This is a genomic window from Streptomyces sp. NPDC025806 (assembly GCF_055558275.1).
In genome coordinates this window covers 450506-470097 of sequence record NZ_JBVHMU010000001.1, presented here as the reverse complement: position 1 = coordinate 470097, position 19592 = coordinate 450506, and the positions used below count along the sequence as shown (strand labels likewise).

Annotated in this window: 23 protein-coding genes; 2 read left to right on the top strand and 21 right to left on the bottom strand. The window is 72.4% G+C overall.

The genetic code is table 11. The features are described 5' to 3' along the window. From lgt to hisI, 11 genes are all read right to left on the bottom strand, one after another. A complete protein-coding gene (gene lgt / locus ACZ4E1_RS02150) occupies positions 1-1026 on the bottom strand; it encodes a prolipoprotein diacylglyceryl transferase (protein ID WP_467534939.1) in 1026 nt (341 codons plus the stop codon). 101 nt (positions 1027-1127) lie between these two features. Continuing rightward, positions 1128-1898, bottom strand: coding sequence for a DsbA family protein (locus tag ACZ4E1_RS02145; RefSeq protein WP_467534937.1), 771 nt, complete (start codon positions 1896-1898; stop codon positions 1128-1130). A gap of 72 nt (positions 1899-1970) precedes the next feature. Beyond that, the gene (gene trpA, locus ACZ4E1_RS02140) at positions 1971-2786 is read right to left on the bottom strand and encodes a tryptophan synthase subunit alpha (protein WP_467534935.1); all 816 of its coding nucleotides are present in this window, start codon (positions 2784-2786) and stop codon (positions 1971-1973) included. Continuing rightward, on the bottom strand, positions 2783-4072 hold the full coding sequence (gene trpB / locus ACZ4E1_RS02135) for a tryptophan synthase subunit beta (RefSeq protein WP_467534932.1): 1290 nt from the start codon (positions 4070-4072) through the stop codon (positions 2783-2785). Before trpB ends, trpA begins: the two co-directional genes overlap by 4 nt. Positions 4073-4212: 140 nt before the next feature. Continuing rightward, complete coding sequence (trpM, locus tag ACZ4E1_RS02130; protein WP_467534931.1) at positions 4213-4374, bottom strand: tryptophan biosynthesis modulator TrpM; 162 nt, start codon at positions 4372-4374, stop codon at positions 4213-4215. 8 nt (positions 4375-4382) lie between these two features. Further along, complete coding sequence (gene trpC, locus ACZ4E1_RS02125; RefSeq protein ID WP_399126754.1) at positions 4383-5192, bottom strand: indole-3-glycerol phosphate synthase TrpC; 810 nt, start codon at positions 5190-5192, stop codon at positions 4383-4385. Between the two features lie 131 nt (positions 5193-5323). Continuing rightward, the gene (locus ACZ4E1_RS02120; RefSeq protein WP_467534929.1) at positions 5324-5800 is read right to left on the bottom strand and encodes a DUF2752 domain-containing protein; all 477 of its coding nucleotides are present in this window, start codon (positions 5798-5800) and stop codon (positions 5324-5326) included. Between the two features lie 106 nt (positions 5801-5906). Then, positions 5907-6158, bottom strand: a complete 252-nt coding sequence (locus ACZ4E1_RS02115) for an HGxxPAAW family protein (protein ID WP_467534927.1) — start codon at positions 6156-6158, stop codon at positions 5907-5909. Between the two features lie 109 nt (positions 6159-6267). Further along, complete coding sequence (locus ACZ4E1_RS02110) at positions 6268-6915, bottom strand: TIGR02234 family membrane protein (RefSeq protein ID WP_467534925.1); 648 nt, start codon at positions 6913-6915, stop codon at positions 6268-6270. Between the two features lie 54 nt (positions 6916-6969). Further along, entirely contained in the window at positions 6970-8442 is a 1473-nt protein-coding gene (locus tag ACZ4E1_RS02105; RefSeq protein ID WP_467534923.1) for an anthranilate synthase component I, read from the bottom strand. Positions 8443-8453: 11 nt separating this feature from the next. After that, positions 8454-8819, bottom strand: a complete 366-nt coding sequence (gene hisI / locus ACZ4E1_RS02100) for a phosphoribosyl-AMP cyclohydrolase (protein ID WP_467534922.1) — start codon at positions 8817-8819, stop codon at positions 8454-8456. A gap of 83 nt (positions 8820-8902) precedes the next feature. Between hisI and ACZ4E1_RS02095 the strand changes: the two genes are divergently transcribed. Then, the gene (locus tag ACZ4E1_RS02095; protein ID WP_467534920.1) at positions 8903-9538 is read left to right on the top strand and encodes a TIGR03085 family metal-binding protein; all 636 of its coding nucleotides are present in this window, start codon (positions 8903-8905) and stop codon (positions 9536-9538) included. 289 nt (positions 9539-9827) lie between these two features. On the opposite strand, the gene ACZ4E1_RS02090 is transcribed toward ACZ4E1_RS02095, so the two are convergent. The 10 genes from ACZ4E1_RS02090 to hisD form a co-directional block, all read right to left on the bottom strand. Beyond that, the gene (locus ACZ4E1_RS02090; RefSeq protein ID WP_467534918.1) at positions 9828-11210 is read right to left on the bottom strand and encodes an MFS transporter; all 1383 of its coding nucleotides are present in this window, start codon (positions 11208-11210) and stop codon (positions 9828-9830) included. Next, entirely contained in the window at positions 11210-11788 is a 579-nt protein-coding gene (locus ACZ4E1_RS02085) for an ArsR/SmtB family transcription factor (RefSeq protein WP_467534916.1), read from the bottom strand. Before ACZ4E1_RS02085 ends, ACZ4E1_RS02090 begins: the two co-directional genes overlap by 1 nt. 164 nt (positions 11789-11952) lie before the next feature. After that, positions 11953-12708 carry an imidazole glycerol phosphate synthase subunit HisF gene (gene hisF / locus ACZ4E1_RS02080; protein ID WP_467534915.1) on the bottom strand — a complete coding sequence of 252 codons (756 nt, stop codon included), beginning with the start codon at positions 12706-12708 and terminating at the stop codon, positions 11953-11955. Next, positions 12705-13115 carry a RidA family protein gene (locus tag ACZ4E1_RS02075; RefSeq protein ID WP_467534914.1) on the bottom strand — a complete coding sequence of 137 codons (411 nt, stop codon included), beginning with the start codon at positions 13113-13115 and terminating at the stop codon, positions 12705-12707. Before ACZ4E1_RS02075 ends, hisF begins: the two co-directional genes overlap by 4 nt. Continuing rightward, positions 13112-13849, bottom strand: coding sequence for a bifunctional 1-(5-phosphoribosyl)-5-((5-phosphoribosylamino)methylideneamino)imidazole-4-carboxamide isomerase/phosphoribosylanthranilate isomerase PriA (priA, locus tag ACZ4E1_RS02070; RefSeq protein WP_399126765.1), 738 nt, complete (start codon positions 13847-13849; stop codon positions 13112-13114). Before priA ends, ACZ4E1_RS02075 begins: the two co-directional genes overlap by 4 nt. Then, positions 13846-14493: an imidazole glycerol phosphate synthase subunit HisH gene (hisH, locus tag ACZ4E1_RS02065; RefSeq protein ID WP_467534912.1), complete on the bottom strand. Its 648-nt coding sequence runs from the start codon at positions 14491-14493 to the stop codon at positions 13846-13848. Before hisH ends, priA begins: the two co-directional genes overlap by 4 nt. 10 nt (positions 14494-14503) lie before the next feature. Then, positions 14504-14668: a hypothetical protein gene (locus ACZ4E1_RS02060; protein WP_188339444.1), complete on the bottom strand. Its 165-nt coding sequence runs from the start codon at positions 14666-14668 to the stop codon at positions 14504-14506. 2 nt (positions 14669-14670) lie between these two features. Then, complete coding sequence (gene hisB, locus ACZ4E1_RS02055) at positions 14671-15264, bottom strand: imidazoleglycerol-phosphate dehydratase HisB (RefSeq protein WP_067158063.1); 594 nt, start codon at positions 15262-15264, stop codon at positions 14671-14673. After that, on the bottom strand, positions 15261-16361 hold the full coding sequence (locus ACZ4E1_RS02050) for a histidinol-phosphate transaminase (RefSeq protein ID WP_467534909.1): 1101 nt from the start codon (positions 16359-16361) through the stop codon (positions 15261-15263). The genes hisB and ACZ4E1_RS02050 overlap by 4 nt, the downstream gene beginning before the upstream one ends. Further along, positions 16358-17683 carry a histidinol dehydrogenase gene (hisD, locus tag ACZ4E1_RS02045; RefSeq protein WP_467534908.1) on the bottom strand — a complete coding sequence of 442 codons (1326 nt, stop codon included), beginning with the start codon at positions 17681-17683 and terminating at the stop codon, positions 16358-16360. The genes ACZ4E1_RS02050 and hisD overlap by 4 nt, the downstream gene beginning before the upstream one ends. A gap of 211 nt (positions 17684-17894) precedes the next feature. Between hisD and ACZ4E1_RS02040 the strand changes: the two genes are divergently transcribed. Then, positions 17895-19475 (top strand): oxidoreductase, encoded by a 1581-nt coding sequence (locus tag ACZ4E1_RS02040; RefSeq protein ID WP_467534907.1) that lies wholly within the window; start codon positions 17895-17897, stop codon positions 19473-19475. Positions 19476-19592 lie beyond the last annotated feature (117 nt).

The window sequence follows — 19592 nt, the reverse complement described above, 5'->3', positions numbered from 1 at the left end:
TCAGCCCTTCTTGGCCCCGGCCTCGGCGCCCGCCTCGGCCTCGGCTCCGGTGGCGTCGTCGCCGGAGTCGGGCTTCGCCGCGTCCTCGGGCTCGGCCTTCTTCAGGTCGGGCTTCTCGGCGGCGTCGCCGGTGTCGGCGGCGGGGGCCTCGTCCTCGGTCGGCTCCTTCTTGGCGTCCGGGGCACCGCCCTCGTCGTCGCCGGAACCGTCGGCGCCCGGCTCGACGATCTCCTCGCGGCCCGGCCGCGTCTTCGCAGAGATCACCATGTAGATCACGGCGAGCAGGAAGACGAACAGCGCCGTCCAGTTGTTGAGCCGCAGGCCGAGGATGTGGTGCGCGTCGTCCACGCGCAGGTACTCGGTCCAGAACCGGCCCACGCAGTACGCGGCGACGTACAGCGCGAAGGCCCGCCCGTGGCCGAGCTTGAACCGGCGGTCCGCCCAGATGACGAGCAGCGCGACGCCGATGCACCACAGGGACTCGTACAGGAACGTCGGGTGGTAGTAGCCCGGGACGCGCCCGTCGGTGTCGGAGGTGATGTGGAGCGCCCACGGGAGGTCGGTGGCCTTGCCGTACAGCTCCTGGTTGAACCAGTTGCCCCAGCGGCCGATGGCCTGGGCGAGGGCGATGCCGGGGGCGATGGCGTCCGCGTAGGCCGGGAGCGGGATGCCGCGGCGGCGGCAGCCGATCCAGGCGCCGACCGCGCCGAGCGCGATGGCGCCCCAGATGCCGAGGCCGCCCTCCCAGATCTTGAAGGCGTCCACCCAGTCACGGCCCGCGCTGAAGTACAGCTCGTAGTCCGTGATCACATGGTAGAGACGCCCGCCGACCAGGCCGAACGGCACCGCCCAGACAGCGATGTCGGCCACCGTGCCGGTCCGGCCGCCGCGGGCGATCCAGCGCCTGTTGCCGAGCCAGACGGCCACGAAGACGCCGATGATGATGCAGAACGCGTAGCCGCGCAGCGGGACGGGTCCGAGGTAGACCACTCCGCGGGACGGACTGGGAATGTAGGCAAGTTCCATGGCAGTGTCGACGCTACCGTGCCGGGCCTCGCCCACGTCGGGCAGCCCGGCAACGGCTCCATTACGACTTGCCCCGCTCCCTCTGATCTCCCGCGCGTCCCCTACTTGTTCGCGTCCTCGACCATCTGCTTCAGCTTGGCGGGCGTCAGCGTGTTGTCGTTCATCAGGTTCTTGCCGTCGAGCAGGACGGTCGGCGTGCCGGTGTGGCCCGCGTCCTGGAACGCCTTGTAGGACTTCTGGATCCAGGAGTCGTACGTGCCGTCGTTCACGCACTTCTTGAACGTGTCCGTCGTCAGCCCGTCGACCTTGCCGGCCAGCTCGATCAGCTTCGCGTTCGACGCGTAGGCGTCGTCGCTCTCCTCCGGCTGGTTCTCGAACAGGACGTCGTGGTACTCGCGGAACTTGCCCGCGTCCTGGGAGCACGCCGCCGCGTTGCCCGCGCGCAGGGAGCCGCTTCCTCTCAGGTTCCCGTCGATCAGGGTGACCGTGTGGTAGTCGGCGCGGAGCTTCCCGGCCTCCGTCAGCTCGTTGATCGTCGAGCGGTACGTGTCCTCGAAGGACTTGCAGGCCGGACAGCGGAAGTCCTCCCACACCGTGAGGGTGGACTTCGCCGAGGCCGGGCCGACGGGGATCGCCAGCTTGTCCTTGCCCGAGGCGCCCTTCGGGGCCGTCACCGGGCCCGACGAGTCGCTGGAACTGTCTCCCGAATTGGCGGCGACCACACCGATCACGGCGGCGAGGCCGAGCACGCAGACGACGGCGGCGCCCACGATCAACGTCCTGCGCCGCTTCTCCGCGGCCTTCTGCTTCTCGCGCTCTACGGCCAGCCGCTCACGGGCCGTGCGCTTTCCCTCACGGTTCTTCTCGCTCACACCCGCGCCAACGAACCGGGGAGGCGCAAACGCGCCTCCCCGACCCCACTTCCACCCATACGGGTGACTGAACTACTTACCGGCCCTGACCCCTTCGGCCAGTTCCGCCGCGAGGGCGCGGACACCGGCGAGGCCGGCCGCCTCGTCCTCGGCGTCCAGCATCCGCTTCACGAAGGCCGAGCCGACGATGACGCCGTCGGCGAAGGAGGCGACCTCCCTGGCCTGCTCCGCGTTCGAGACGCCGAGGCCGACGCAGACCGGCAGCTCCGTGGTCGCCTTGGTGCGGCGGACCAGGTCCTGGGCCTGGCTGCCCACGGACTCGCGGGTGCCGGTGACGCCCATGAGGGAGGCCGCGTACACGAAGCCCGAACCGGCTGCCGTGATGGTGGCGAGCCGCTCGTCCTTGCTGCTGGGCGCGACGACGAACACGGTCCCGAGACCGTGCTTGTCCGCGTGCTCCCTCCAGAGCGCCGACTCCTGCACCGGCAGGTCGGGCAGGATGCAGCCCGCGCCGCCGGCCTCGGCGAGCTCGCTGGTGAAGCGCTCGACGCCGTAGATGTAGATCGGGTTCCAGTACGTCATGACGAGGACCGGCTTGCCGGTGGCCTCGTGCGCCTCGCGGACGGTGCGCATGACGTCCTTGATCTTCAGGCCGCCGCGCAGCGCGATGTCGTCGGCGGTCTGGATGACCGGTCCGTCGAGCACCGGGTCGGAGTGCGGCAGGCCGACCTCGACGACGTCTGCGCCGCCCTCGAAGGCCGCCTTGACGGCCTCGATGCCGCCGTCGACGCTCGGGAAGCCCGCGGGCAGGTAGGCGATGAGGGCGGCGCGGCCCTCGGCCTTGGCCTGCGCCAGGGTGTCGTTCAACAGCTGTACGTTGCCGCTCACTTGGCGTCCCCCTCGATCTCCGCGACGTCGGCGGCGTCGGCCGCCACCTGCGCGTCGGTGCCCTCTTCGTACAGGCCGAAGTAGCGCGCGGCCGTGTCCATGTCCTTGTCGCCGCGGCCCGACAGGTTGACGACGATCAGGCCGTCCTTGCCGAGCTCCTTGCCGACCTCGATCGCGCCCGCGAGGGCGTGCGCCGACTCGATGGCCGGGATGATGCCCTCGGTGCGCGACAGCAGGCGCAGGGCCTGCATCGCCGCGTCGTCGGTGACCGCGCGGTACTCGCCGCGGCCGCTGTCCTTCAGGTACGCGTGCTCCGGGCCGATGCCCGGGTAGTCCAGACCGGCCGAGATCGAGTACGGCTCGGTGATCTGGCCCTCCTCGTCCTGGAGGACGTAGGAGCGCGAGCCGTGCAGGATGCCGGGCTCGCCCGCGGTCAGGGTCGCCGCGTGCTCGCCGGTCTCGACGCCGTGCCCGGCCGGCTCGCAGCCGATGAGGCGGACGCCGCTGTCCGGGATGAAGGCGTGGAAGAGGCCGATGGCGTTGGAGCCGCCGCCGACGCAGGCGATCGCGGCGTCGGGCAGCCGGCCCGCCTGCTCCTGGATCTGGCGGCGGGCCTCGACGCCGATGACGCGGTGGAAGTCGCGGACCATCGCGGGGAACGGGTGCGGGCCCGCGACCGTGCCGAAGAGGTAGTGCGTGCGGTCGACGTTGGCGACCCAGTCGCGGAACGCCTCGTTGATGGCGTCCTTGAGGGTGCGGCTGCCGGACTTCACGGCGACGACCTCGGCGCCCAGCATGCGCATGCGGGCCACGTTCAGGGCCTGGCGCTGGGTGTCGATCTCGCCCATGTAGATGGTGCAGTCGAGGCCGAACAGGGCGCAGGCGGTGGCCGTGGCGACGCCGTGCTGGCCGGCGCCGGTCTCGGCGATGACGCGGGTCTTGCCCATGCGCTTGGTGAGCAGGGCCTGGCCGAGCACGTTGTTGATCTTGTGCGAGCCGGTGTGGTTCAGGTCCTCGCGCTTGAGGAAGATCCTGGCTCCGCCGGCGTGCTCGGCGAACCGGGGCACCTCGGTGAGGCTGCTCGGGCGGCCGGTGTAGTGAACCAGGAGGTCGTCGAGCTCGCGGGCGAACTCCGGGTCGTTCTTGGCCTTCTCGTACTCGACGGCGACCTCGTCCACGGCGGCGACGAGGGCCTCCGGGATGAACTTGCCGCCGTAGGTGCCGAAGTAGCCTTCGGGGCTCGGGACCTGACCCTCGGGGTCGGGGATGAAGTAATCGCTGGGCATGCGGTTGTACCTCACGGGTGATGAAGGTGCGGGCATGAATGGGTACGCCTACGCGCCGTGAGTGGTCAGGAAACCGTGCGACAGCTGCACCGTTGTGGCTGGTCGCGCAGTTCCCCGCGCCCCTGACGGGGCGCTCTCGCTCAAGCGGCGCCGTGAGAGAGCGCCGCCTGCCATCGCATGCCGTTGATCTGGCCCGGCTCCGAGCCGATGTGGTAGCGGACCCGGCGGCCACGCACGCGTCGCGCAGGCGCCCGGCAGCCGCGGGGGCGGCAGCCGGGGGCGAGGCGGGCGGCGATCGACATGGCGGAGGTCAGGCCCTTCCGTGGCGCAGCGCCGGGTGGGCGCCCGCGGCGACGAGGTCGGCGACGGCGGCCTTGGGGTCGCGGCCGGTGACGAGGGACTCGCCGACGAGCACGGCGTCGGCGCCCGCGTTGGCGTACGCGATCAGGTCGTGCGGGCCGCGCACGCCGGACTCGGCGACCTTGACGATGTGGTCCGGGATGTCCGGGGCGACGCGCTCGAAGGTGCCGCGGTCGACCGTGAGGTCCTTCAGGTTGCGGGTGTTGATGCCGATGATCTTGGCCCCCGCGTCGACGGCGCGCTCGACCTCGTCCTCGTCGTGGGCCTCGACGAGCGGGGTGAGGCCGATGGACTCGGCGCGCTCGATGAGGGACTCCAGGGCGGGCTGGTCCAGGGCGGCCACGATCAGCAGGGCGAGGTCGGCGCCGTACGCGCGGGCCTCCCACAGCTGGTACGAGGTGACGATGAAGTCCTTGCGCAGGACCGGGATGTCGACCTTGGCGCGGACGGCCTCCAGGTCGGCGAGGGAGCCGCCGAAGCGGCGCTGCTCGGTGAGGACGGAGATGACGGCGGCGCCGCCCGCCTCGTAGTCGGCGGCGAGTCCGGCCGGGTCGGCGATCGCGGCGAGCGCGCCCTTGGAGGGGCTGGACCGCTTGACCTCACAGATGACCTTGACGCCGTCGCCGCGCAGGGCCGCGACCCCGTCCTTGGCCGCGGGAGCCTTCGCCGCGCGTTCCTTGAGCTCGTCGAGGCTGACGCGCGCCTGCCGTTCCGCGAGGTCGGCACGGACTCCGTCGATGATCTCGTCGAGCACACTCACGCGAGCGGACTCCCTTCTGGCAGTTCCCCGGGCAACCGGCTGGTCACTGCGAATGGTATCCGCAGGAGGGCGAAGGCTCCGCATCCGGTTGACTCCGGTCCCATTGGGTGGACATCGGACGGACAGCGGGGTCAGGGGTGCAGGAAGGCTCCGAACGGCAGGTTGCGGGCCACGGTGAAGGCGAGAACGACGGTGCCGGCCGCCCACAGGTGCGCCCGTCCGAGCCGGGGTGCGAACGGTCTGCCGCGGGCCGCGCGGATCACCCACACGGCCCACAGGACGGCGAAGAGGGCGTAGCCGGCGACCGCGAGGGCGTTGGCGCCGAGGGCCGTCGCGAGGTCTCCGTGCGCGAAGGCGTGGGCGCTGCGCAGACCGCCGCATCCCGGGCAGTAGGCGCCGGTGAGCTGGAGGAACGGGCAGGCGGGGTAGTGGCCCGGCTCGTTCGGGTCGACGGCGGCGACGTAGCCGAAGGCGGCGACGACTCCGGCGAGCAGGCCGACGGGGACGGCGGTCCGGCGCAGGGCGGCGCGGGCGGAGGCGCCGGAGGGGGCGGCGGCCCGGGGTTCGCTCGTCCGGTCGCTCGCCGGTGCGCTGCTGTCGACGGTCACCCGTGCATTGTGGCCCGGCGGTGCGGGACGTGCCCGCCCGGGAACGCGAAAGGGGCGGTACGGCGCGCGTGTCGCGCCGTACCGCCCCCGCGAGGCGTACCGGGGCTCAGGCCTCCGAGCCGGCGGCCTGCGGCGTGGCGACCGAGGGCATCTGCAGCTCGGCGCGGCGCGGCTTGCCGAGGCCGGCCAGGTGCATCACTCCACCGACGACGGCGGCGACGGCCAGCAGGGCCATGCCGGCCCAGAAACCGGCGACGCTGCCCATCACCATGAAGGCGCCGGCGACGATGAAACCGACGAAGGCGATGATGACACCGGTCCAGGCGGCCGGGGTGTGTCCGTGGCTGGCATCCGCCATGGCTTGCTCCTCATTGCTGATGGGTGTTCTTACGGCCCATGCGCACGCAGGGCGTACGACGTTCAGGGTCCATTGTCCCGTACTCGCCATGCGGCGATGTACAGGGGGTCTAGGCGGTGCCGGTGGGGTCCTCGCCGCGGTCCAGGGCCTTCCACAGGTCCTCGGGGCGGTCCGGGTCGAGGGCCTTGGCCTTGCGGGCGCGCGGGGCGCCGGAGCGCTCGTAGCGGCCGCCCATCGAGGGCCAGGCCGCGCCGTAGACGACGGCGAGGATGCCGGCGATCAGGATGAGCGCGCCGCCGCCGGCCGCGACGTACGGCCAGGCGGTGTGCGAGAGGGCGTCGATCGTGGTGGACGCGTCGCCCGCGGCCGTGGCGGCCTTCTCGTCGAGCGCGGAGCTGTCGCCCGCGCCGAGCACGGCGGCGGCGACGGCGCCCGCGCCGCTGAGCGCGAGCAGCGCGGCGACCAGGACGCGGCCGACGCGGCGCACGGCGAACACGGCGACGAGGGCGGCGAGCCCGACGATCGCGAGGGCCGCGGGGACCCCGGTGACGTCGCTGCCCTTCGCGGTGAGCGGCAGTCGGCCGCCCGCGACGGCGGCGACGCCCGAGCACCATTCCTGGCGGGAGGCGAGCAGCGCGACGGCGGCGCCCACCGCGCCGAAGAGCAGCGCGGCGCCGAGGCTGCGCCGGCCGGTCCGGTTCGGCCCGGTCTCGGCGGCTTCGGTGCGGGGGTGCGGTACGGCAGTCACGTACTCCACTATCGCCCCTCGGTCCAGGTGTGCGGGCGCCGGGGGTGGGAGTCGTGCGTCACTTCACAGCCGGTTCGCGGTGTGTACGGCGCGCAGCACCGCTGCGGCCTTGTTACGGCATTCGGTGTCCTCGGCGACCGGATCGGAGTCCGCGACGACGCCGGCACCGGCCTGTACGTACGCGGTGCCGTCGCGCAGCAGGGCGGTGCGGATGGCGATGGCGGTGTCGGAGTCGCCCGCGAAGTCGAGGTAGCCGACGCAGCCGCCGTACAGGCCGCGCCGGGAGGGCTCCAGCTCGTCGATGATCTGCATGGCGCGGGGCTTGGGGGCGCCGGAGAGGGTGCCGGCGGGGAAGCAGGCGGTGAGGACGTCGAAGGCGGTGCGGCCCTCGGCGACCTGGCCGGTGACGGTCGAGACGATGTGCATGACGTGCGAGTACCGCTCGATGGACATGAAGTCGACGACCTCGACGGAGCCCGGTTCGCAGACCCGGCCCAGGTCGTTGCGCCCGAGGTCGACGAGCATGAGGTGCTCGGCGCGCTCCTTGGGGTCGGCGAGCAGCTCGTCGGCGAGGGCCTGGTCCTCCTGCGGGGTGGCGCCGCGCGGCCGGGTGCCGGCGATGGGGTGGACCATGGCGCGCCCGTCCTCGACCTTGACGAGGGCCTCGGGGGACGAGCCGACGACGTCGAAGCCGTCGAAGCGGAACAGGTACATGTACGGCGACGGGTTGGTGGCCCGCAGGACCCGGTAGACGTCGAGGGCGCTCGCGGTGCACGGGGTCTCGAAGCGCTGCGAGGGGACGACCTGGAAGGCCTCGCCGGAGCGGATGCGCTCCTTGATGTCCTCGACGGCCTCCTGGTACTGCTGGCCGCCCCACAGGGCCGTGTACGCGGGCAGTTCGGAGGGCGGGAGCGCGGCGGGGGCGGACTCGACGGGCTTGCCGAGGTCGGCCTCCATCGCGTCGAGCCGGGCGACGGCGTCGGCGTAGGCCTCGTCGACGCCGGTGTCGAGGTCGTTGTGGTTGATCGCGTTGGCGATGAGCAGGACCGAGCCGTCCCAGTGGTCGAGCACGGCGAGGTCGCTGGTGAGCAGCATGGTCAGCTCGGGGAGCTTCAGGTCGTCGCGCTCCCCCGGGCCGATCTTCTCCAGGCGGCGCACGATGTCGTAGCCGAGGTAGCCGACCATGCCGCCGGTGAAGGGGGGCAGGCCCTCGTGGTGCGGGGTGTGGAGGGTCTCGACGGTGGCGCGCAGGGCGGCGAGCGGGTCGCCGTCCACGGGGACGCCGACGGGTGGGGTGCCGAGCCAGTGGGCCTGGCCGTCGCGGGTGGTGAGGGTGCCGGCGGAGCGCACGCCGACGAACGAGTAGCGGGACCAGGAGCGGCCGTTCTCCGCGGACTCCAGGAGGAACGTGCCGGTGCGCTCGGCGGCGAGCTTGCGGTACAGGCCGACGGGGGTGTCGCCGTCCGCGAGGAGCTTGCGGCTGACGGGGATCACGCGGCGGTCGGTCGCGAGCTTGCGGAAGGTCTCGAGGTCCATGGCCGCCGACCTTACTGGTTGAGGGGGAGGACGTCGGAGTCGAAGCAGGTGCGCGTGCCGGTGTGGCAGGCGGCGCCGACCTGGTCGACCTTGACGAGCACGGTGTCGGCGTCGCAGTCGAGCGCGACGGCCTTCACGTGCTGGACGTGGCCGGAGGTGTCGCCCTTGACCCAGTACTCCTGGCGGCTGCGCGACCAGTAGGTGGCGCGGCCCGTGGTGAGCGTGCGGTGCAGCGCCTCGTCGTCCATCCAGCCGAGCATGAGCACCTCGCCGGTGTCGTACTGCTGGGCGATGGCGGGGACGAGGCCGTCGGTGCTGCGCTTGAGGCGGGCGGCGACGGCCGGGTCGAGGTCGCTGGGGCGGGAGGCGCTGGTCATGGTGACCATTGTGCCGCGCCGGGCCGCACCGGCCGGGGGCGGTCCACTGTCCGGACGGTGGGGGCGGTCGTAGGCTGGCGGACATGTCGACCCATGCCAAGCGTGAACGGCTCCTGCTGGCCGATCTGTTGGAGGCCGCGGGCCCTGAGGCCCCGACCCTGTGCGAGGGCTGGACCGCCCGGGATCTCGCCGCCCATGTGGTGGTGCGCGAGCGCCGTCCGGACGCGGCGGGCGGCGCCTTCGTGAAGCCGCTGGCCGCGCGTCTGGAGCGGGTGCAGGCCGAGTTCGCGGACAAACCGTACGAGGAGCTGATCCAGCTCGTCCGCACCGGGCCGCCGCGGTTCTCGCCGTTCTCCGTGAAGCAGATCGACGAGGCGGCGAACGCGGTGGAGTTCTACGTCCACGCGGAGGACGTGCGCCGGGCGCAGAAGGACTGGAGCCCGCGGGCGCTGGATCCGGTGTTCTCGGACGTGCTCTGGTCCCGCCTGGAGAAGATGGCGCGGGTGATGGGCCGCAAGCTGCCGGTGGGCCTGGTGCTGCGCCGCCCGGACGGCCGGACGGCGGTCGCACACCGCGGCACCCCGGTGGTGACGGTGACCGGGGAGCCGCCCGAGCTCCTGATGTTCACCATGGGCCGCCAGGCGGCGGCGAAGGTGCAGGTCGAGGGCGACGAGGCGGCGATCACCCGACTGAGCGAGACGAAGGCGCTGGGGATCTAGGGGGTTCGGCGGGGCGAGCGCCGACCGGGCGCCGATCTGGAACGGCCAGCGGCCCCGGGCGGCGCGGGCGGCCGTACAGAGCCCGACACCTCCGGCGGCGGTACCAACGAGGCGCTTCCATGACGCCACGTCCGGGGCACGCCCGGCGCCTCCGCATCGGCGGAACCCTCACCGGCCGACGTGACCTTCGGCGCCGGACGGGCGCCGAGCCCGAGCGAGGCTCCGGCTCTCACACCCACGCCGGGCGGCGCTGGCGGTCGTACGGAGCCGGACGGCTCCGGCGGCAGTGCTAACGGGGCGCTTCCACTGCCCCGTGCGCGGGCGCGCCCGGTGCCTCCGCTTCGGCGGGGCGCTCGTCGGCCGGCCCGGGCTGGGCCGGGGTGGCCTCGGCCGGTGGGGCCTTCGGGGTCGTCCGGGCGCGGGACCAGAGCAGGGCGCCCGCCGCCACGCCCGCCACTCCGGGCAGCCAGGCCGCGGCGCCACCGGGCAGCGCGCCCGCGACGAGGCCGCTGAGGGCGCCGGCCAGCTGGAGGGCGAGCGACTGCACCGAGAGCGCGGTGGCGCGGCCGGAGCTGTCGGTACGCCGGTGCAGGAAGTCGTTCAGGCAGGGCGAGGCGAGGCCCAGGCCGATGTAGACGAGGACGTATCCGGCGACGGCCGGGGCCACGGTGCGGGTCGCGGCGGTCGCGCAGAGCACGGCCAGGCCGAGCAGCGTGATCAGCTCGGCGGCGAGGATGGCCCGCTCTCCGCTCCGGGCGACGCGGGCCACCCACGGGGAGAGCCGGTTGCCGAGCGCGGTGGCGGTGAATCCGGCGCAGGCCAGACCGGCGTAGAGGACGGCGCCCGAGGAGGCGGCACCGGTCGCGTCGGCGGCGCGGGACGGGGTGAGCAGTTCGACGACGCCGAGCGCGCTTCCGGCGGCGGCCATGGTGAGCATGATGCGCCGGACCATGACGTCGCGGGTGGCGAGCCGGACACCGGCGCGGGCGGTGCGCGGCACGTCGGCGAGGACGGCGCGCAGCCCGACGGACGGGCGGGCGGGCTCGGGCAGCGCGATCAGCACGTGGACGACGTAGAGGACGCTGCAGGCGGCGCCCGCGAGGAGCGGCACGGACAGCGGCGGGACGACGCCGCCGGTGGCGCGCTGCAGGGCGGCGCCGAGGTCGGGGCCGAGGCCGAGCAGCCAGGGCACGAGGCCGCCGAGGATCGTGCCGAGGGCGAGGGCGACGGAGGAGGCGGCGGAGCCGCGGGCCAGGCCGTCGCGCAGGTCGGCGTCGGGGCCGAGGTCCGCGTGCACGGTGTCGACGTACCAGGCCTCGGCGGGTCCGCTGTTGAGGGCGCGTCCGGCGCCCTTGAGGACCATGGCGAGGGCGAACACCCAGGTGGCGCCGGCCAGGGCGGTCATGGCGAGCGCAACGACGGAGAGGACCCCGGAGGCGGCGAGGACAGCGCGCCGGCCTATGACGTCGGAGAGCCCGCCTGTGGGCAGTTCGAGCCCGGCGGCGGTCAGGGAGTGCACGGCGAACAGGGCGGCGATCGTGGCCACGGAGACGCCCCGGTCGGCGAGCAGCAGCACCTGTACGGGGATGTAGAGCCCGGTCGGGAACCAGAAGAGGAAGTTGACCGCGACGAAGCGGCGGCGGGCGGCCCGCGCGTCGAGGAGGGCGGCCATCACGCGTTCCTCAGCGGGAAGGCGTACAGGTGCACGGCGACGGTCTCGCGGCCCTCGGGGTCGGCGGCCTTGCCGGCCTGCGTGTACCGGTCGACGACGGCGTGCAGCTCGGCGGTCATCTCCTTCAGCTCCTCAGGGGTGAGCCGGGCCAGGAAGTCGGAGCTGTCGTGGGCGTCCTGCCAGTCGGGGCTCCAGCCGGCGCGCTGGTCGAGGAAGCGCAGGTAGTGGTCGCGGCGCTGCTCGTACATGACGCGGGACAGCGCGGTGTGGGCCGCGGAGCCCTCGGGGGTGTCGCGGAAGTCGGAGCTGTCGATGCGCAGGGCTTCCTGCGCGGGCTTCCACCAGCGCTCGCGGCCGTCGGCGCCCTCGGGCTCGGCGGGCTCGATGAGGCCGTGCTCGGCGAGCTTGCGCAGGTGGTAGCTGATGAGGGAGACCGCCGTGCCGTCGTCGAGGTCCTCGGCGAGGTGCGAGGCGGTGGCGGTGCCGCGCATGTAGAGCGCCCCGTAGAGGCGCATGCGCAGCGGGTGCCCGAAGGCCTTCAGCGTGGCGAGATCGGTGATGCGGCGGTATTCCGTCATACCCACGACCCTAGATACGAAAGAAGACTTGCACAAGATAAGTTGCACAACTTTTCTTTCGCAATTCCGCGGGGTGATGGTCGCCCGGTGCCGGGCCAACGCGAAGCGCCCCCGAAGGCAGTGCCTTCAGGGGCGCTCGGGGGCGCTTCCGTGCGCGGGAACGCTTACCGGACCGGGTGGCCCGCCTCGCGCAGCGCCGACTTCACGTCACCGATCCGCAGATCACCGAAGTGGAAGACGGACGCCGCGAGCACCGCGTCCGCGCCCGCCGCGACGGCCGGCGCGAAGTGCTCGGCGCGTCCGGCGCCGCCGGAGGCGATCACCGGCACGGACACGTGCTTGCGGACGGCCTCGATCATCTCGATGTCGTAGCCGTCCTTCGTGCCGTCGGCGTCCATCGAGTTGAGCAGGATCTCCCCCGCGCCCAGCTCGGCGGCCCGGTGCGCCCACTCGACGGCGTCGATCCCGGCGGAGCGGCGCCCGCCGTGGGTCGTCACCTCGAAGGAGCCGGACTCGGTGCGGCGGGCGTCCACGGACAGGACGAGGACCTGGCGGCCGAAGCGCTCGGCGATCTCCCGGATCAGGTCCGGGCGGGCGATGGCCGCCGTGTTGACGCCGACCTTGTCGGCGCCGGCCCGCAGCAGCTTGTCGACGTCGTCGGCGGTGCGCACGCCGCCGCCCACGGTGAGCGGGATGAAGACCTGCTCGGCGGTGCGCCGCACCACGTCGTACGTGGTCGCGCGGTCGCCGGAGGACGCGGTGATGTCGAGGAACGTCAGCTCGTCCGCACCCTCGGCGTCGTAGACCTTGGCCATCTCGACGGGGTCGCCCGCGTCGCGCAGGTTCTGGAAGTTGACGCCCTTGACGACGCGGCCGTTGTCCACGTCGAGGCAGGGGATGACGCGTACGGCGAGGCTCATGCTGAGGGTGCTCCTGAATCGGACCGGAACGCCTCCACCTCGACCTCGACGACCAGGCTGGGGTCGACGAATCCGGAGACGATGATCATGGACGCGGCGGGGCGGACGGTGTCGAACAGCTCCTTGTGGGCCCGGCCCACCTCGTCCGTGTCCCGCGCGTGGGTGACGTACATGCGGGTGCGCACGACGTCCTCGCGGCCGAGGCCGAGCTGCCCGAGGGCGTCGAACGCGACGGTGAAGGCGTTCATCGCCTGCTCGTACGGGCCGCCGGCGGCGATCACGCCGTCGACGACCGAGGTGCAGCCGGAGACCAGGACGAGACCGGTGGGCAGCTCGACGGCGCGCGCGTACCCGAAGGCCTCCTCCCACGGCGCCCCCGACTGCACGCGGCGCACGGCACCGGTCATGACGAGACCGCCGCCAGGGCTTCTTCGAGGGTGAAGGCCTTGGCGTACAGCGCCTTGCCGACGATGGAGCCCTCGACGCCGAGCGGGACGAGCTCGGCGATGGCCCGCAGGTCGTCCAGGGACGAGACGCCGCCGGAGGCCACGACCGGGCGGTCGGTGGCCGCGCACACGTTCTTCAGGAGCTCCAGGTTCGGGCCCTGGAGCGTGCCGTCCTTGGCGATGTCGGTGACGACGTAGCGGGAGCAGCCCTCCTTGTCGAGGCGGGCCAGCGTCTCGTACAGGTCGCCGCCGTCGCGGGTCCAGCCGCGGCCGCGCAGGGTCGTGCCGCGCACGTCGAGGCCGACCGCGATCTGGTCGCCGTGCTCGGCGATGATCTTGGCGACCCACTCGGGGTCCTCCAGGGCGGCGGTGCCGATGTTGACGCGGGTGGCGCCCGTGGCGAGGGCGGCGGCGAGCGAGTCGTCGTCGCGGATGCCGCCGGACAGCTCCACCTTGATGTCCATGGCGCGGGCGACCTCGGAGATCAGCGCGCGGTTGTCACCGGTGCCGAACGCGGCGTCGAGGTCGACCAGGTGCAGCCACTCGGCGCCGGCGCGCTGCCAGGCGAGGGCGGCCTCCAGCGGGGAGCCGTAGGAGGTCTCGGAGCCGGACTCGCCGTGGACGAGGCGGACGGCCTGACCGTCGCGGACGTCGACGGCGGGAAGGAGTTCGAGCTTGTGCTGGGATGCGGTCACAGTACGGAGATCCAGTTCTTGAGCAGCTGCGCTCCGGCGTCGCCGGACTTCTCGGGGTGGAACTGCGTGGCCCACAGTGCGCCGTTCTCCACGGCGGCCACGAACGGCTCGCCGTAGGTGGCCCAGGTGACCTTCGGTGCGCGCAGGTTCGGGTTGTGCACTTCCAGGTCCCACTTCTGGACCGCGTAGGAGTGCACGAAGTAGTAGCGCTCGTCGGTGTCGAGGCCGGCGAACAGCTGGGAGCCCTGCGCGGCGTCCACCGTGTTCCAGCCCATGTGCGGGACGACCTCGGCCTTGAGGGGCTCGACGACGCCGGGCCACTCGTCGAGGCCCTCGCTCTCGATGCCGTGCTCGATGCCGCGCGCGAACAGGATCTGCATGCCGACGCAGATGCCCATCACGGGGCGCCCGCCGGACAGCCGGCGGCCGACGATCCAGTCGCCGCGCGCCTCCTTGAGGCCCTGCATGCAGGAGGCGAACGCGCCGACGCCGGGCACGAGGAGCCCGTCGGCGTTCATGGCCTTGTCGAAGTCGCGGGTGATCTCGACGTCGGCGCCCGCGCGGGCCAGGGCCCGCTCGGCGGAGCGGACGTTGCCGAACCCGTAGTCGAAGACGACGATTTTCTTCTGAGGTGTGGCGCTCATGTCAGCCGGATCAATTCCAGTAGTCGAGCCGCAGCACGCCCGCGAGCAGGCAGAAGCCCGCGCTGACCGCGAGGAGCGTGATGACGCTCTTGCCGATGCCCTGCTTGACGAACGAGTAGACGCCGCCGAGCAGGAACAGGCCGAGGACGATGAGGACGGTCGCGAGGCCGTTCATGACTAGAGGGCGCCCTTCGTCGAGGGAAGGATGCCGGCGGCCCGCGGGTCGTGCTCGGACGCGTAGCGCAGCGCCCGGGCCAGCGCCTTGAACTGGCACTCCACGATGTGGTGCGCGTTGCGCCCGTACGGGACGTGGACGTGCAGGGCGATCTGGGCCTGCGCGACGAAGGACTCCAGGATGTGCCGGGTCATCGTCGTGTCGTACTCGCCGATCATCGGCGCCATGTTCTCGGGCTCGGTGTGCACGAGGTAGGGGCGGCCGGAGAGGTCGACGGTGACCTGGGCGAGGGACTCGTCCAGCGGGACCGTGCAGTTGCCGAAGCGGTAGATGCCGACCTTGTCGCCCAGCGCCTGCTTGAAGGCGGCGCCGAGGGCGAGGGCGGTGTCCTCGATGGTGTGGTGCGAGTCGATGTGCAGGTCGCCGTCGGTCTTGACCGTGAGGTCGAACAGGCCGTGGCGGCCGAGCTGGTCGAGCATGTGGTCGTAGAAGCCGACCCCGGTCGACACGTCGACCTTTCCGGTCCCGTCGAGGTCGATCTCGACGAGGACGGAGGTCTCCTTGGTGGTGCGTTCTACTCGTCCTACGCGGCTCATGCGCCGAACTCCTTGATCACTTCACGGGCCGCGTCCAGGAACGCGTCGTTCTCTTCGGGGGTGCCGACGGTGACGCGCAGCCTGCCGGGCACGCCGTTGTCCCGGATCAGGACGCCGCGGTCGAGGACGAACTGCCAGACGGCGTGCGGGTCCTCGAAGACGCCGAACTGGATGAAGTTCGCGTCGGCGACGGTCACGTCGAAGCCGAGCGTCTCCAGCTCCGCGACCACGCGGTCGCGCTCGGCCTTCAGCTGCTCCACGTAGCTCAGGAGCGTGTCGGTGTACTCCAGGGCGGCGAGCGCCGTCGCCTGGTTGACGGCCGACAGGTGGTAGGGCAGGCGCACCAGCTGCACCGCGTCGACCACGGCGGGGTCGGCGGCGAGGTAGCCGAGGCGCAGCCCGGCCGCGCCGAAGGCCTTCGACATGGTGCGGGAGATGACGAGGTTGGGCCGGCCCTCGATCAGTTCGAGCAGCGAGGCGCCGTGGCTGAACTCGGTGTACGCCTCGTCGACGACGACGATCGCGCCCGGTCCGGCGGCCTCGTACAGGGCGAGGACGTCCTCGCGGGCGACCGCGTTGCCCGTCGGGTTGTTGGGGCTGGTGATGAAGACGACGTGCGGCTTGTGGGTGCGGATCGCCTCGACGGCCGCGTCCACGTCCAGCGAGAAGTCGTCCTTGCGCGGGGCGCTGACCCAGCCCGTGTTGGTGCCGCGGGCGAGCAGCGGGTGCATCGAGTACGAGGGCTCGAAGCCGAGGGCGGTGCGGCCGGGGCCGCCGAAGGCCTGGAGGAGCTGCTGGAGCACCTCGTTCGACCCGTTGGCCGCCCAGACCTGCTCGTGGGTCACCTCGTACCCGGTGGTGCGGGTGAGGTAGCGGGCGAGCTCGGTGCGCAGCTCGACCGCGTCCCGGTCCGGGTAGCGGTTGAGGCTGCGGGCCGCGTCGGCGACGCGCTCGGCGATCCGCTGCACGAGGGGCTCGGGCAGCGGGTAGGGGTTCTCGTTCGTGTTCAGCCGGACGGCCACGTCCAGCTGCGGTGCGCCGTACGGGGACTTGCCGCGCAGCTCGTCCCGTACGGGGAGGTCGTCGATCCTGGTCACTGGTTCTTCGGCACCTTCCATCCGAAGCGCGCCTTGATGGCGGCGCCGTGCGCGGGCAGGTCCTCGGCCTCGGCGAGCGTCACCACGTGGTGGGCGACCTCGGCGAGGGCGTCCTTCGTGTAGTCGACGATGTGGATGCCGCGCAGGAAGGACTGGACGGACAGGCCGGAGGAGTGGCAGGCGCAGCCGCCGGTCGGCAGGACGTGGTTGGAGCCCGCCGCGTAGTCGCCGAGCGAGACCGGGGCCCAGGGGCCGACGAAGATCGCGCCCGCGTTGCGCACGCGCCCGGCGATCTCCGACGCGTTCTCCGTCTGGATCTCCAGGTGCTCGGCGCCGTACGCGTCGACCACCTTGAGGCCGTCGTCGAGGGAGTCGACGAGGACGATCGCGGACTGGCGGCCGGCGAGCGCGGGCTTGATGCGGTCCTCGATGTGCTTGGTCGCGGCGACCTGGGGCTCCAGCTCGCGCTCGACGGCTGCGGCCAGCGCCTCGTCGTCGGTGACGAGGACGGCGGCGGCCAGCGGGTCGTGCTCGGCCTGGCTGATCAGGTCGGAGGCGACGTGCACGGCGTCGGCCGTGGCGTCCGCGAGGACCGCGATCTCGGTCGGGCCGGCCTCGGTGTCGATGCCGATGAGACCGGTGAAGTAGCGCTTGGCGGCGGCCACCCAGATGTTGCCCGGGCCGGTCACCATGTTGGCCGGGGCGCAGGACTCGGTGCCGTACGCGTACATGGCGACGGCTTGGGCGCCGCCGACCGCGTAGACCTCGTCGACGCCGAGCAGGGCGCACGCGGCGAGGATCGTCGGGTGCGGCAGGCCGCCGAACTCGGCCTGCGGCGGGGACGCGAGCGCGATCGACTCGACGCCCGCCTCCTGCGCCGGCACCGCGTTCATGATCACGGAGGACGGGTAGACGGAGCGGCCGCCCGGCGCGTACAGGCCGACGCGCTCGACCGGCACCCACTTCTCGGTGACGGAGCCACCGGGGACGACCTGGGTGGTGTGGCTGGATCGGCGCTGTTCGCGGTGGACGATCCGGGCGCGGCGGATGGACTCCTCCAGGGCCGCGCGCACGGCGGGGTCGAGGTCGGCGAGGGCCTTCTCCAGGGCCTCGGCCGGGACGCGCACGGACTCCATCCGCACGCCGTCGAATTTCTCCGCGTACTCGATCAACGCCGCGTCGCCACGATGATGCACGTCCTCGCAGATCGGACGCACCTTCTCCAGGGCGGCCGTGACGTCGAAGTCGGCACGGGGCAGCAGCGAGCGCAGGGCCTGGCCCTCGGGGAGGGCGGCGCCACGCAGATCGATTCGAGAGATCACGTAACAAGTCTCTCAGACGGCCCATCGTGACCGTCGTCGCGTTCCAGTGGCTGATACGCCCGGTGCCGGTCCCTGATACACGTCCGGATCCGGCCGTTGTCGGGTTTCCGGAGGTTGCCGTTCACCACTAGCGTTCAGACGCTCACGCAGCGGGCATCAGGCGCGTGGGACTACGGGGAAGCAGTGGGATGTACGGGGAGGCAGAACAGTCGTGGTCGACGACGTGACGACCGGCAACGGGGACGTGCCGGACGGACTGACCGCCACCGAGGTCGGCATGTGGCAGGCGTTCCGCAACGGGAGCGTGTACGACCTGCGGACCGGGGACCTGGCCGTGGACGATCCGCACGGCGGGCACGCCTGGGGACCGGAGCGCAGCGTGCGGGCGCGGATCGTGGCCTGGCTGCTGCTGTCCGGGCCGCCGGCGCTCGACGGCCGGGTGTCCTCGCTGAAGCTCCAGGGGGTGCAGATCACCGACGTGCTCGATCTGTCGGGCGGCACGATCGTCCCGTACGTGGAGCTGAAGCAGTGCCGCTTCGAGAAGGAGGTGCGGGTCCCGGAGGCGCGGTTCACGACCGTGCGGCTCGTGGACTGCTCGGTGCCACGCCTTGAGGGCGCCAGGGTGCACACCGAGGGCGATCTGCACCTGCCGCGCTGCCGGTTCCACAACGGGGTGCGGCTCTCGGACGCGCACATCGGCACGGACCTGCTGCTGAACCAGGCGGTGGTGTTCCGCGACCGGCACGGCAAGTCGATCAACGCGGACGGGATGACGGTCGGCCAGGACCTCCAGGCGGAGATGCTGGAGACGCACGGCGAGCTGAGCCTGCGCGGCGCGGTCGTCGGGGTGTCGCTCTCGCTGCGCGGCAGCCGGCTGAGCAACACCCACGGGCGGCGCGCCCTGAACGCCCCGCAGCTGACGGTCGAGCGCACCCTCTACCTGACCCCGGCCGGGGTCGGCAATCCGATCCAGACCAGCGGCTCGACCCCCGCCCGCGGCACGCGCGTGCAGCGCTTCGAGTGCGTGGGCGGGGTGCGGCTCGACGACGGGCGGTTCGGCGACGCGATCGACCTGGACTCGGCGCGCTTCACGCTGGAGAGCGACCAGGAGGTCTCGCTGCGCCGCGTGCAGACCCCGGAGCTGCGCTTTCGCGGGGAACGGCCGCAGCGCGGGACGGTCGTGCTGTCCGGCGCCAAGGTCGTCAACCTGATCGACAAGGCGACGAGCTGGCCCGGCCCCGGCCAGCTGCGCGTGGGCGGTTTCGTCTACGAGAACCTGATCCCGTCCGGTACCTTCCCGCTCTCCCGCCGCCTGGACTGGCTGGCCGCCGCGACCGCGGAGTACAACCCGGAGCCGTATGAGCGGCTCGCCACCGTGCTGCGCAACAGCGGCGAGGACGCGGACGCCCGCGAGGTGCTGCTCGCCAAGCAGCGCCGCCGCCGCGAGACGCTGCCCGCCGCGGCGAAGGTGTGGGGCTACATCCAGGACTGGACGGTGGCGTACGGGTACCGGCCCGGGCGCGCCGCGGTGTGGATGGCGGTGCTCTGGGCGATCAGCGCGGTCGCTTTCAGCCATGCCGCGCACCCGCCGATCAAGGAGGGCGAGGCGCCGAACTGGAGCGCGCCGCTGTTCGCCCTCGACCTGCTCCTGCCGGTGATCGATCTCGGCCAGACGGGATACTGGCAGTTGCGGGGCGGCTGGCAGTGGGTGGCCGCGGTGCTCGTGCTGCTCGGCTGGATCCTGGCGACGACGGTCGCGGCGGGGGCGACGAGACTGTTGCGGCGCAGCTGAGTTCCTCACGGCCGAACGCGTCGTAGGTGAGTGCGGGTCTTCCCCCGCAGCGGGGAATCGGCGCCGGGCGAGGCAACCTTCGGGTCGCCCAGGCCGTCCTCCCTGCGCAACCAATGA

Excerpts from the sequence above, each read along its gene's own strand:
- ACZ4E1_RS02095 (WP_467534920.1), top strand. The coding sequence starts at position 8,903 with ATGTCGACCCATGCCAAGCGTGAACGGCTCCTGCTGGCCGATCTGTTG.
- ACZ4E1_RS02060 (WP_188339444.1), bottom strand. The coding sequence starts at position 14,668 with ATGAACGGCCTCGCGACCGTCCTCATCGTCCTCGGCCTGTTCCTGCTC.
- lgt (WP_467534939.1), bottom strand. The coding sequence starts at position 1,026 with ATGGAACTTGCCTACATTCCCAGTCCGTCCCGCGGAGTGGTCTACCTC.
- trpM (WP_467534931.1), bottom strand. The coding sequence starts at position 4,374 with ATGTCGATCGCCGCCCGCCTCGCCCCCGGCTGCCGCCCCCGCGGCTGC.
- ACZ4E1_RS02090 (WP_467534918.1), bottom strand. The coding sequence starts at position 11,210 with ATGGCCGCCCTCCTCGACGCGCGGGCCGCCCGCCGCCGCTTCGTCGCG.
- hisH (WP_467534912.1), bottom strand. The coding sequence starts at position 14,493 with ATGAGCGCCACACCTCAGAAGAAAATCGTCGTCTTCGACTACGGGTTC.
- hisF (WP_467534915.1), bottom strand. The coding sequence starts at position 12,708 with ATGAGCCTCGCCGTACGCGTCATCCCCTGCCTCGACGTGGACAACGGC.
- ACZ4E1_RS02075 (WP_467534914.1), bottom strand. The coding sequence starts at position 13,115 with ATGACCGGTGCCGTGCGCCGCGTGCAGTCGGGGGCGCCGTGGGAGGAG.
- ACZ4E1_RS02105 (WP_467534923.1), bottom strand. The coding sequence starts at position 8,442 with ATGGACCTCGAGACCTTCCGCAAGCTCGCGACCGACCGCCGCGTGATC.
- hisI (WP_467534922.1), bottom strand. The coding sequence starts at position 8,819 with ATGACCAGCGCCTCCCGCCCCAGCGACCTCGACCCGGCCGTCGCCGCC.
- hisB (WP_067158063.1), bottom strand. The coding sequence starts at position 15,264 with ATGAGCCGCGTAGGACGAGTAGAACGCACCACCAAGGAGACCTCCGTC.
- ACZ4E1_RS02115 (WP_467534927.1), bottom strand. The coding sequence starts at position 6,158 with ATGGCGGATGCCAGCCACGGACACACCCCGGCCGCCTGGACCGGTGTC.
- ACZ4E1_RS02085 (WP_467534916.1), bottom strand. The coding sequence starts at position 11,788 with ATGACGGAATACCGCCGCATCACCGATCTCGCCACGCTGAAGGCCTTC.
- trpB (WP_467534932.1), bottom strand. The coding sequence starts at position 4,072 with ATGCCCAGCGATTACTTCATCCCCGACCCCGAGGGTCAGGTCCCGAGC.